At 38.1% G+C, this 12811-nt stretch carries 12 protein-coding genes; 7 read left to right on the forward strand and 5 right to left on the reverse strand.

The features are described 5' to 3' along the window. Positions 1-11: 11 nt before the first annotated feature. The gene (locus tag RIB54_RS05260; protein WP_350099587.1) at positions 12-794 is read right to left on the reverse strand and encodes an enoyl-CoA hydratase/isomerase family protein; all 783 of its coding nucleotides are present in this window, start codon (positions 792-794) and stop codon (positions 12-14) included. Between the two features lie 217 nt (positions 795-1011). On the opposite strand from RIB54_RS05260, the gene RIB54_RS05265 reads away from it, so the two are divergent. Further along, positions 1012-2148 carry a T9SS type A sorting domain-containing protein gene (locus RIB54_RS05265; protein ID WP_350099588.1) on the forward strand — a complete coding sequence of 379 codons (1137 nt, stop codon included), beginning with the start codon at positions 1012-1014 and terminating at the stop codon, positions 2146-2148. A gap of 221 nt (positions 2149-2369) precedes the next feature. Further along, positions 2370-3491, forward strand: a complete 1122-nt coding sequence (locus RIB54_RS05270) for a T9SS type A sorting domain-containing protein (RefSeq protein WP_350099589.1) — start codon at positions 2370-2372, stop codon at positions 3489-3491. A gap of 76 nt (positions 3492-3567) precedes the next feature. Here the strand turns inward: RIB54_RS05270 and RIB54_RS05275 are convergent, their stop codons facing one another. Next, complete coding sequence (locus RIB54_RS05275; protein WP_350099590.1) at positions 3568-4515, reverse strand: NAD-dependent epimerase/dehydratase family protein; 948 nt, start codon at positions 4513-4515, stop codon at positions 3568-3570. 98 nt (positions 4516-4613) lie between these two features. Between RIB54_RS05275 and RIB54_RS05280 the strand changes: the two genes are divergently transcribed. Then, positions 4614-4943 (forward strand): hypothetical protein, encoded by a 330-nt coding sequence (locus tag RIB54_RS05280; protein ID WP_350099591.1) that lies wholly within the window; start codon positions 4614-4616, stop codon positions 4941-4943. A gap of 1 nt (position 4944) precedes the next feature. Continuing rightward, entirely contained in the window at positions 4945-6135 is a 1191-nt protein-coding gene (kbl, locus tag RIB54_RS05285) for a glycine C-acetyltransferase (protein WP_350099592.1), read from the forward strand. On the opposite strand, the gene cdaA is transcribed toward kbl, so the two are convergent. Together cdaA and folP are read right to left on the reverse strand one after the other, a co-directional pair. Further along, on the reverse strand, positions 6136-7017 hold the full coding sequence (gene cdaA, locus RIB54_RS05290) for a diadenylate cyclase CdaA (RefSeq protein WP_350099593.1): 882 nt from the start codon (positions 7015-7017) through the stop codon (positions 6136-6138). Positions 7018-7032: 15 nt separating this feature from the next. Next, entirely contained in the window at positions 7033-7890 is an 858-nt protein-coding gene (folP, locus tag RIB54_RS05295) for a dihydropteroate synthase (protein ID WP_350099594.1), read from the reverse strand. A 35-nt stretch (positions 7891-7925) separates the two neighbouring features. Between folP and RIB54_RS05300 the strand changes: the two genes are divergently transcribed. From RIB54_RS05300 to RIB54_RS05310, 3 genes are read left to right on the forward strand one after another with little or no spacing between them, the layout of a single operon-like run. Then, a complete protein-coding gene (locus RIB54_RS05300) occupies positions 7926-8468 on the forward strand; it encodes a DUF1599 domain-containing protein (protein WP_350099595.1) in 543 nt (180 codons plus the stop codon). Between the two features lies 1 nt (position 8469). Then, positions 8470-9573, forward strand: a complete 1104-nt coding sequence (locus RIB54_RS05305; RefSeq protein WP_350099596.1) for a BT_3928 family protein — start codon at positions 8470-8472, stop codon at positions 9571-9573. Then, entirely contained in the window at positions 9557-10072 is a 516-nt protein-coding gene (locus RIB54_RS05310; RefSeq protein WP_350099597.1) for a shikimate kinase, read from the forward strand. Before RIB54_RS05305 ends, RIB54_RS05310 begins: the two co-directional genes overlap by 17 nt. Here the strand turns inward: RIB54_RS05310 and RIB54_RS05315 are convergent. Continuing rightward, positions 10055-11905 carry a hypothetical protein gene (locus RIB54_RS05315; RefSeq protein ID WP_350099598.1) on the reverse strand — a complete coding sequence of 617 codons (1851 nt, stop codon included), beginning with the start codon at positions 11903-11905 and terminating at the stop codon, positions 10055-10057. The two genes, RIB54_RS05310 and RIB54_RS05315, sit on opposite strands and share 18 nt — an antisense overlap. Positions 11906-12811 lie beyond the last annotated feature (906 nt).

Genomic DNA, 12811 nt, shown 5'->3' on the forward strand with positions numbered 1-12811 from the left:
AAAATCTGATGTTATTCACCTGTAAATGAGGGCTTTCTTTTTTCTAAAAATGCGGAGGTGCCTTCTTTGAAATCTTTAGTGGTGGTGCAATGAGCAAAATCATTGGCTTCTGTCTGATACCCATCTTCATTGCTGAAATTGGCATTAATGCAGTTAACCACCATACCAATTGCCAAGGGGGCCTTTGAAGTTATTTTACCTAATATTTTCCCACATAATTCATGAAGCTCTTCCTGAGTTTGTACCACATGATTCACCAATCCTAACGATAAAGCTTCTTCAGCGGACACCATATCACCAGTCATCATTAGCTCAAAAGCCTTACCTTTACCCACTAATTGTGTTAGCCGCTGAGTGCCACCGTAGCCTGGAATAACGCCTAAGTTTACTTCAGGCTGACCAAATTTGGCATTTGATGTAGCAACTCGCATATGACAGGCCATGGCTAATTCGCAGCCGCCACCCAAAGCAAATCCATTGACTGCAGCGATAACCGGTTTCGGACAATTTTCGATTGAGCTAAATACCTCCTGACCCTTTTCAGCAAACTTGCGGGCGTTCATTTCATTAAGAGTGGCTATTTCTGTTATGTCTGCACCAGCTACAAAAGCCTTGTCTCCTTCCCCAGTTAAGATCAATGCCTTGACTTCAGGGTTATCATAGACCTGTGTCATGAGTTGCCTGATGCTTTCAATAGTTTGAATATTTAAAGCATTTAAGCTTTGCGGTCTATTTATGGTGGCTGTGAGCACACCATTGTTCAGGTTTGTTTTGATATTTTCTAGTGAAATCATGCCATAAAGATTTAAGGTTATAAAGTTAGCTTAAAGGGTTACTTTAACAAATGAGGAAGCATAAATCGAGAAACATTCCTAAATTGGGAATTGGCTTTTTAAAAAATGGGCTCAAATATGCTTGAAATGAAGCTTTCAAGTTTGGAGTGGAAATTGTTACTTTGCGGTTTGGCTCTTTTTAAAACAAAACTTGGGTCTTAAATTAGTTAGAATATAAATGAAGAACATACTTTTTAGAGTTAAAAAAAATCTCAAATCGAGCTTTATTATTTTGATTGGGTTAATTGCGACAAATGTGGTTTGTGGTCAAACTCAGTCTGGTTGTACAATTGCTTTTCCTAACAATTTCGATAATCAAGTTAATTTAAGTAGTATTTACAATTCCGGATCATGTCCTAGCGGAGATTTGATTTTGGATAATTTAAATGATAAGAATGGAAATTCTACAGTAACATTCGATACTAATATTACTCTGAACAGCTTAACCTTAAATTATAAGTCTGGTAACAATCCTCTTGAAATAATCATTCCAAATGGAGTTACTGTTACTGTTGTTGATTTTGTGGATATGAATTTGAGTTCTGTAGTACAAGACAAGTTCCTATCCGTATCCGGAGTCTTAAATGTTGGGGGAAATATAGACTTTGGAAATATAGACTTAGAAATAGATGGTAATGGGGGAACTATAAGTGCAGGTTCTATTACCGGGGCGGGTAATACATCTTGTGGAGCGGATACAGACTGCCCCACATTTGATGTGCCTGGTGGTTGTGCCCCTGCTAGCTCAGGCTTGTGTTCTGAAAGTGCCTTGCCAATAGAATTATTGTCATTTGGAGTTTATGAGTCAAATGGTATGATGTTGGTAAACTGGGCTACGGCTTCGGAAATAAACAATGACTATTTTACCATTGAAAGATCATCTGACGGACTGAATTATCAATCAATAGCAACTGTTGCTGGTGCTGGTAATAGCTCAGAAGAGTTGGAATATTCCTATGTTGATAGGAATCCATTATTTGGCAGATCATATTATCGTTTAAAACAAACAGATTTTGATGGAGCATCTGAAACTTTCGCACCTGTTGCTATGGATTTCACTTCTCTTTCCAATGGAGATATTACTTTAACCAATCCTGTTAGATCTGGAGAAGAGGTAACAGTTTATGCAAATACTGACGAGACAGAAAATCTGAAATTAACCATATTTAACATGGTTGGTGAGAAAATTATTGACCAAAACTTTTCAGGGGTTTCATATAGCTTTCAATTGGATGCTGATGTCAGGCCAGGTATTTACTTTGTCAGGATATCTTCCGTTAATTCCGAAAAAACCGGACGCCTTCTAATTCAATAATTTTAATTAAAAGCCATATCTCATTGTGTTGAAAGTATGTGATGACTTTCAGCACAAGCAATGTGGTTTAATCCAATTAAAATCTCTCAGAGGGCCTGTATTTCCCGATATGGGAATCTAAAAACGAGTCTTTCATGTTATAAAGCCGAAAAACTATGTTTAAACATCGTTTTATATTTTGGCATTCTAATGGCTCTGTGATATGCTTAATCAAATAAGCAATGAAATATTCATTTTTACTATCGTTATCATTAATCACATTAAATCTTAAAGCACAGCAGGTTTACAATTCCAGAGATAACCACACAGGAGGCTGGGATGAAAACATTTGGTCAAAAAGCCAAAGTTGGATGGCTAATATGCCAAGTCCAACTGGAGGCTCCTGGAAAGTAGTAAATCTTTATGGTTACATTACTCAAGCAGGAGACCTAACTTTAAATAATGGCTCAACCCTTAACATTTACGATACACTTCGAATTACGGGAGATTTATTTTCAAAGCAAATTATTAATATACAACCGGGGGGAATATTGATTGTGGAAGGAGACTATATTACCAATCAGGGAGGAGCGAATAATGTTGGTGGTAAAGTGGTGGTGTTAAGAAATATGACTACTTCAAATGGCGCAGACGTAGATATTAGTGGAGGGGACTTTTATATTGTAGGTAGTCTTACTACCGGAGGTTCGGGAGAGCGATTTAACGGAGATCGTAATCCTCCTTCTGGATATTTTGGTAACGAGGCTGATTTAGACAGCAATGACCCTGCCCTAAGTAACTTTGCAAAAAATGGTGCTTTGCCAATTGAACTTTTAGCTTTTAGCGCAGTTGTAAACAAAGCAAGAGTTGAATTGGAGTGGTCAACTTCCTCAGAGATAAACAATGATTTTTTCACAATTGAAAGGTCATCTGATGGATTGAGTTTTGAGTCTGTTGCAACAGTGACCGGTGCCGGAAATAGTAGCGAGACTTTGAACTATTCTTTTGTAGACAGAAGCCCTTTATTTGGTAAGTCTTACTACAGGTTAAAACAAACTGACTTTGATGGAGCTTCGGAAACTTTTGCGCCAATAGCCGTAAACTTCACATCATTGATTAGTGGTAATATAACTTTTACAAATCCTGTAAAACATGGAGGTACGGTAACCATTTATACCAATGCAGATGATAAAGAGATATTGACCGTTTCTGTTTTCAATATGACTGGTGAGCAACTTTTAAATGAAAAATTCACGGGTGTAAATTATAGCTTTGATATGAGCACAGATATCAAACCAGGGATTTACTTTGTAAAGGTTTCATCTCTAAGCTCTGAAAAAACTGGCAGACTAGTGGTTCGGTAATTATTAAAATATTTTAAAACAAAAAAAAGGGTGGATTCTGCTGAATCCACCCTTTTTTGTTGGTCTGTTTTTTTACTTACTTCTTTAATAATTCAGATAACCCTTTCAGAATATCTTCTGACATTTTCTTCAAATCAAAAGATGGTTTCCAACCCCAGTCTGACCTTGCCTGCGAATCATCAATGGAATCCGGCCATGAGTCAGCAATCTTTTGCCTGAAATCAGGATTGTAAGTTATTTCAAAGTCTGCAATTTGTGATTTAATCTGATCTGCAATTTCAGCAGGCGAAAAGCTAATGGCACTTACGTTGTAACTTGACCTTACCTTTATCTTATCACTATCTGACTCCATTAAGTCAATGGTTGCTTTTACAGCATCGTCCATGTACATCATAGGCAGGTAAGTATCTTTAGATAAGAAGCACTCATACTTTCCTTCTTCCAATGCCTTATAAAAAATATCAACAGCATAATCAGTAGTGCCCCCACCTGGCTTAGCCTTATAACCGATCAGTCCAGGGTATCTAAGGCTTCTAACATCAACACCATATTTTTGGTGGTAGTATTCGCACCATCTTTCCCCAGCTAGCTTACTGATACCATAAACTGTATTTGGATCCATTACTGTAGTTTGAGGTGTGTTTTCTCGTGGTGTTGATGGACCAAATACTGCTATTGAACTTGGCCAATACACTTTATCTAATTTCTTATCCTTGGCAAGATCCAAAACATGGATTAAACTTTCCATGTTTAGCTGCCAAGCTAATTTGGGATCGCTTTCGCCTTTAGCAGATAATATTGCAGCCAAGTGGTAGACCTGAGTTATGCCGTGCTTTTCAGCTATTTCGTAAAGCCTTCCCCTGTCCATTGCATTAAGCAACTCAAATGGCCCTTCTGCTATTTTGCCTTCAGGTTGCTTCAAATCTGAAGCAATAACATTCTCTTTGCCGTACAACTCCCTTAAGGCAAGTGTTAATTCTGAACCTAACTGACCTAACGCACCAATAACCAATACTTTGTTCATAGCTTTTTTAATAAGTGCTGCGAAATTAAGAATTTCACTCAAACGATTGAAATACAATTCGTGCTTTACTTGACCAAGTTTATATATTTGTTGCTCCAATGAGTTTCGAAGAATATCTAAAAGAAAAAAAAATAGATTCACCCTGCTTTAAGCAAGGTGACATTGAGCTGTGGAATGATTTTAAAAATCAATTTGAGCAAATGCATCCTAAGAGTTTTACGGCTCAAAAGCTCTTTCTTATCAATGATATTAGAAGAAAATATACGCTTAAAGCAGCGGAGGTAACAGCAGGCACTGAAGCTAAAAAGCCATCAAGGCCTGTTATAAAAAAAGTTGGGAAACCAGTTATCAGTAAACCTGATGATGAGAATGTCGACAAGCCAAAAAAGCCGCAGAGGCCAGTTATGAAAAGACCTAAAATGAAATGATATGTATACTTTAAAGGAAAAGTTAAATTCTGAAATAGAAGATATAAAAGCGTCAGGATTATATAAGAAGGAGAGGGTAATCACAACTCCTCAAGGTGCTGATATTAAGACTACTGAAGGAAAGGAGGTAATTAATTTTTGTGCTAACAATTATCTTGGGCTTTCATCTCACCCTCGTGTTATTGAAGCCGCAAAAGCGACCATTGATACACATGGTTTTGGAATGTCCTCAGTAAGATTTATCTGTGGTACACAGGATATTCATAAAGAATTAGAGTCTAAGATTTCAACTTTTTTGGGGACTGAAGATACTATTCTTTATGCAGCGGCTTTTGATGCCAATGGAGGCGTATTTGAACCATTACTTGGCCCTCAGGATGCTATTATTTCGGATGCTCTTAATCATGCTTCTATTATAGATGGAGTTAGGTTATGCAAGGCCATGCGCTACAGGTATGAACACAATGATATGGCAGACCTTGAATCTAAGTTGAAGGAAGCCAGAGCTGCTGGGGCTGAGCATATTATGATTGTTACCGATGGTGTATTTTCAATGGATGGAACCATAGCTCAATTAGATAAGATTTGTGATTTGGCAGATAAATATAAGGCTATGGTAATGTCTGATGAATGTCATTCAACAGGTTTTATGGGTAAGACAGGACGGGGTGTTCATGAGTACCGGGGGGTCATGGATAGAATTGATGTTATCACAGGTACTCTGGGTAAAGCACTAGGGGGTGCATCTGGCGGTTTTACTTCTGGAAAGAAGGAAATCATTGAATTGTTAAGACAAAGATCACGGCCTTATCTGTTCTCAAATACATTGGCTCCCTCTATAACAGGTGCTTCGATAGCAGTTATAGATATGTTGAGCGAAACTACTGATTTAAGGGACAAACTTGAAACCAATACAAAATACTTTAGAGAGAAGATGACTGCGGCAGGTTTTGATATTAAGCCTGGAGAACATGCTATTGTTCCTATAATGCTATATGAAGCGCCATTAGCTCAGAAATTTGCTGATGCACTGTTGCAAAAGGGCATTTATGTTATTGGATTTTTCTTCCCTGTTGTACCTAAAGGTCAGGCTAGAATTAGGGTTCAGATTTCTGCTGCTCATGAGCAAGCTCATTTAGATAAAGCAATTGATGCATTTAAAGAGGTAGGCAAGGAACTAGGCGTGATTTGATTACGCCTTGGCTTCTTGCCCAATAGGGTTGTTTGCTGTTTCCTTATCAGCAGTTTCAGCTCTGACCTCTGCTTTTTCGGGCTTAGCGGTCAGGTATTCATTGATCATTTTTCTCAACTCTTGAGGAGATAGGTTACTGAACAATTTCCCATTCTGAGTTAATGAAAGTTGTCCTGTTTCTTCTGAAACAATTAAGATAACTGTATCTGTAACTTCAGACATGCCCATGGCAGCTCTATGTCTTAAACCGAACTGGGCTGGCAGGCTATCACTTTCTGATACGGGCAAAACACATCGGGCAGCTTTTATTTTGCCTTTGTGAATAATAACAGCTCCATCATGAAGAGGGCTATATTTATTAAATATTGAGAGCAAAAGTCTTTTAGAAAGGAATGCATCGATAATATCTCCAGATTCAGCATAGAATTTAAGTTCAGAATCACGCGAAAAAACAATTAAGGCACCTGTATTTGTACCACCCAGTGACTTTGCAGCCTCTATAATAGGTGTAATATTATAACCTTCACGATACTCCTTGTTCTTCCATAAGAATATGTTTTTGATAAATCCAGTACTCTTATTGAAGTCTGTAGTTTTTCCGATTAAGAGTAAGAATTTTCGTATCTCTGGCTGGAATAAAATGATAGCTGCAAGCACACCAACACCCATAAACTGGCCTAGAATCAACCCCAGAAGCTCCATTTGTGCAGCTCTTACAATCAGATAGATAAGGTAAAGTGACAGCACACCTAAAAAGATGGTGACAGCCACGCTTCCGCGCATAAGTTTATAGACTTGATACAATAAAATACTTACAAGGAGTATATCTATAATATCAACCCAACTAACTTCTAAAAATCCTATGCTAAACAGAAAAATCAATCTAAAATTACCTTTTTAGTTTACATACGTTAAATTAAACAATTTGACCGTTTCTACGGCCTCTTTTACATCATGAACTCTCAAAATATTTGCTCCCTGCTGAAGGGCAATCATATTTAAAGCGGTAGTTCCGTTCAAAGAGTGCTCTGCATCGGTATTCAATGATCTATAGATCATTGACTTTCGCGACAGACCAATGAGCATTGGAAGTTCAAGCATTTTAAATGCATTGAGCGATTTTAAAAGCTGAAAATTTTGCTCAATAGTTTTTGCAAACCCAAAACCCGGATCAATAATAACGTCTTTAATCCCTCTTGATTGCAGATCTGAAATTTTTCCTTGAAGGTAATCCAGCATTTCTAAAAGCAGATTCTCATAATGAGCCTCTGCTTTCATGTTTTGTGGTGTTCCTTTCATGTGCATTAATATATACGGAACATTTAGCTGGGTAACCGTATCGAACATTTCCTCATCTAAATTACCACCCGAAATATCATTAATTATATCAGCTCCTGCTTTTACAGCTTCTCTGGCCACCGATGATCTGAAAGTATCAATGGAAATATAAGTATCCTGATGTGTGGACTTAATCAATTCTATTACGGGCACTACTCTGTCAATTTCTTCCTGAACTGAGATGTCTTCAGCCCCGGGTCTTGATGAGTATCCTCCAATATCTAGAATAGAGGCCCCATCATCGATCATTTTATTAGCTATGGAGATGGCATTGCCACCTTCTTTTACCCTGCTTCCACTATAGAATGAATCAGGGGTTACATTAAGAATTCCCATTACCAAAGGACTATCCAATGATATTAGATTTCCGCGAAGGTTAAGTGTCTTTTTACTCGAAAAAAATGTATCTTGCGCCACTTCTAAAGCAGTTTTTGTTATAAAAGGATTCAGCGTTGATAGACAAAACAGTAAGCGAATATACACAGGTAATAAAGGAGTGTAAAGCGCTTTTCGAAAAGAAAACCAAAGATTATGGTACTGCATGGAGAATACTAAGATTACCCTCCATAACAGATCAAATATTCATCAAAGCCCAACGAATAAGGTCAATCCAGGATAAGGGAATGCAAAAAGTTGGGGAGGACATCAACAACGAGTTTGTTGGTATAATCAACTATTGCATCATAGCTATTTTGCAGTTGAGGCTTAAAGACAATAAAGAAATGAGCCTTTCTTATGACGAGCTGGAACCACTTTATGATAAAGTTGTTGAAGATACTTTAAGCCTACTTCAGAATAAAAATCATGACTATGGAGAGGCCTGGAGAGAAATGCGTGTGAGCTCCATTACCGATATTATATTGATGAAATTATTCAGGGTTAAGCAGATAGAAGATAATGAAGGCGCTACATTGGTTTCTGAAGGTGTGGAGGCTAATTACCAAGACATGCTTAACTATTCAGTATTTGCGTTGATTAAGTCAAACTTTATTTAAGATGTTTAAGAAGATTATAGATATATTCTCAAGGGTATTTGTTGGTGGGTTGTTCATTTTCTCGGGACTGATTAAACTGAATGATCCTATTGGAACCAAAATTAAACTAGAAGAATATTTTGAAGTGTTTTCCAGCGATTTTGGCTCTTTCTTTGAATGGTTTATTCCCCTGGCACTCCCTATTGGGATGATTTTGATCGTGCTCGAGCTAGTATTGGGTGTAGCAGTACTAATCAATTATAAAATGAAATTGTCAATGACAGTGATGCTGTCGCTGATGTTGTTTTTCACCTTTCTCACCTTTTACTCAGCCTATTTCAACAAAGTCACTGATTGTGGATGTTTTGGTGATGCTATACCACTAACTCCTTGGCAGTCTTTTTATAAAGATGTTATTCTGATGGTGTTTGTAGCACATCTGTTTTGGTACCGTAACAGTTACGAACCAATGTTGAAAAACAGGTTGTCACAAATAATTATTGGAGGAACAACCATAATCAGCGTTATAGTTGGCGTTGTGGCTATTATGCATTTGCCTTATATTGATTTTAGACCATACAAAATTGGCAATAGCATACCAGAGAAAATGATACCTGAGGAAAGTCCCATTCTTCAATATACTTTTGAAAAGGATGGTGAAGAGATAGAGTCTTTGAAATTCTTAAGTGCTGATGAAGGGTATAAATATGTGAGCTCCAGGGTGCTTAACGAAAAAGCATCTACGGCTAAAATTACGGACTATCAGGTGGTGAGTGTTGAAGGTGAAGATTTTACTGAGGAGACCTTTACAGGAAATAAACTGCTTCTACTTTTCTATAACACTGAGTTTGACGATAAAGAAAAGATGGATCAAATAAATGCTTTAATAGAGGGTTTAGAAAATGCAGAGCCAATGGTGCTTACTTCCTCTGGAGAGGCTGAATTTGAAGCTTTTAGACATGAGTATCAATTGGCTGTTCCATACTATCTGACAGACGCAACTGTACTGAAGGCGATGATTAGATCAAACCCTGGGATAATGCTGGTGAGACAAGGTATTGTATTTGGTAAGTGGCATCATAATGATGTGCCAACAGCTGAAGAGATCAATGCGCTTACCAGATAAGGTTATACTAATCGGAATGCCTGGCTCAGGCAAAACCACTTTAGGAAAGCAAATAGCTGAAAGTTTATCACTTCCCTTTTTTGACCTAGATTCAATCATTGAATCAAGTGCTGGAAAATCAATCAAATCAATATTTGAAGATGAAGGGGAGGAGTATTTCCGAAAAGTTGAGTCTGAGGCTGTAAAAAAATTTCTTTCAGATCATTCTAAGTTTATCATGTCATCAGGTGGAGGAACGCCTTGTTTCTTTGATAATATGGATAGAATGGTTGAAGTTGGGACTGTAGTATTTATCGATGTGCCAGAAACTACATTAGTTGACCGGCTGCATACATCAAACATTACAGAAAGGCCCTTGTTGAGTGGTGTGGGTTTAACTGAAAAAATAAAAAACACCCTTTATAAAAGAAGGGTGTTTTATGAAAAGGCTCACTTTACTATAACTGGCACTAATATATCCTCATCAGAAGTCATGAGGCTTTTAGAAAAAGAAGCCTAAAGTAAAGGCAAATCCTGAATTGCGGTTATTAACTACTGCTTGTTGCCCAGGGTAAGGAGATACCACCGATTCTTTTCCCTGAGAGGCTAATACAGTTAAGTCAGCGAAGAAATCCTCAGTTCTTATTCCACCACCAAAGTTAAACTTAAGTTGACCCTGATCTACATTGTCATCAATAGGATCAGCAAGCATAGAAACACCACCTCTGAATCTGAATATTTCATATCTAAACTCAGCACCTAAGCGGTAATTTATGCTTGATTTATAGCCACTTATTATATTGTTCTCATTAGAGAAAGATTCTCCCGCAGATGGGTTTGATAAATTGGCTCCAGAATAATTTACTGTTTCTATATCTCCGGTAACAAAACCCAGCTTACCAAAAAAGTAAGTTGCACCCAGTCTCAGTCTTGAAGGTGTAGTTACTACATAGTCAAATGGTTCATAGTCAAATCCGTACGACTCTTGCACATTCCCAGCATAATTAGCAGTAAGGGTAATATCCCGTATTTGCTCAATTACGTAGTAAGACGGGGTAGTATAACTTAAACCAACTAATAAAGTATTAATGGGACGACCAATTAATCCAAAAGTGGCAGATATACCAGTTCCATTTTGCTCGTAATTATCTTCCAGAATGATATTGTTTAAGTCGGCATTTGTTGGCCTTTCAATATACTCCCTTTCCACCCTTTTGGTCATTGTAAGGATGCCAATGTTACCTCCGAAATACAGTCTGTCGTCATAGTTGCCTCCATAGGCTATTGAGGTTTGATAGGCTGCGCCCCGAGAATCAATTGTTTCGCTTTGGTAAACAGGAAAGTTAGGTTCGCTATAAGCTGGTACAACGTTGCCATTGTCATCTATAATTAAATCGCCATTTTGGTCAATAGCATAGAAATCCCTGTCTACAAAATAATTACCATTTCCATCTTGAAAAGGGCTAATCAAGAAAGTCTCGTAGGCCAGTTCTGCAAAGTCATTATCAAAACCGATATTGCCATTATTATCTACATAAGAACTCAAGGCTGCATACTCAACAAAATCAGCAGGTCTTTCAGGATCAAAAATTATAATTCTATCTCCAGTTTCTGAGTCTATTTCAACATCGTTAAAGCTATTACCTTCATACCTAATTTGGTTTTGAAAATCTGCCACTCGGTTTATACTTATTCCAAAGGCTCCACCTTTAAATTTCCCAGAACCATTATTATTTTTAATTACCGCACCAAGATTTGCAAAGTTGAAATTTAACCTTCCCTCAGATATTTCAGTACCTTGATATGTTGAGGATGCATTTAAATAATTAAATGATGGAGTAAATGAAAACACTGATTTATTGAAAAAACCTAGCCCCGCAGGGTTGGAGGAGGCGGCACTTATATCGCCTCCTAAAGCTGTCTGAGCTTCACCAAGGCCAAGTATTCGTGCTGTTCCTCCCGGACTAGTCTGACTCAGCTGAAGTGCGGTGCCAGCAAAGTCACTTGCATCCTGTGCATGGCCATAATTCACGCAAAGCGTTGCCATGCTTATAATAATAAGCGCTGATTTTAATTTCATGTTAATAGTGTTTAAGCTATTAATTACCTCTTCTTGATCCACCAGATGATCTGGAATTTCCTGACGATGATCTAGAACCACTGCTTCTTGAGCCAGAACTTCCTGAAGATACACCACTTCTGCTTCCTGACCCTGAGCTGCCAGAAGATACGCCACTCCTGCTACCAGAACTTCTATTGCTGCCACCGGTTGAGAAACTGCCAGATCGGCTTCTTCCTGAATTACTAGGAGTGCCCCAGTTAGACCTTGAGCCAGAGCTTCTGCTATTACCATAGCTTCTTGAGCTATTTGACCTTGTATTTCCATAAGATCTGGTGCTATTCGTAGATCTTGAGTTATCAAAACTACCGTAAGATCTTGATCTGCTCTCTGTAGAAGGTCTTGAGTATGTTCTGGTGTTTTCAGAACCAGATGTTCTACCATTATAGGTCGATCTTGAATTTGTGCCTGAAGATGAACCATCCACAGAGCTTGATCCTTGTGACCTTCTATAGTAGCTTGATCTGCTACTTACATTATCAGAGTACCTGTTTCTTACACTAGTAGAGTTACTGGCGGTTCGCCCATTAGTTCGCCCATTGTCTACAGTACTCGAATATCTTGAACGACTTGCAGATGATCTGCCATTGTAGGCAGTTCTATTTGATCTTGAAGGACCTGAGCCTCTTGTAAATGATCTGTTACCTCTGGACTCATAGTTGTTGACTATTACTACTCGGTTATAGGGTGAGTAGAAAGAATTGTAAAATCCACCATATGGGCTGCACCATGGGTCATAAAATCCACCACCCCAGCCATAGCCACCGCCCCAGCCGTATCCTATACCCCAGCTGCTTCTCCAGCCACTATATCCCCAGCCCCAGCCAGTGCCAAATCCAATAGAAACTGACCATCCAGGACGAAATGCAGGACGATAAAAGCCACCATAGTAAGGGCGGTACAAAGGATCAAAGATTGTTCCTTGATAGTAAAACGGATCACTCCAGAAAATATCAGAGTAATCATTAAAATATGAGTAATTACCACGATAGTCCCTTACAGCATAGTTGGCATTGTTTATATAAGCATCAGTAGCCGAATAGTCATCTTCTACATAATACTCATCTTCATCATAGCCATTATTTTTCTCATATTCGTCAGCCGAATAACGGGATATATATTCAGGATTGACATTTTTTT

Source organism: Fulvivirga sp., from assembly GCF_040218215.1.
Taxonomy (GTDB): Bacteria; Bacteroidota; Bacteroidia; order Cytophagales; family Cyclobacteriaceae; genus Fulvivirga.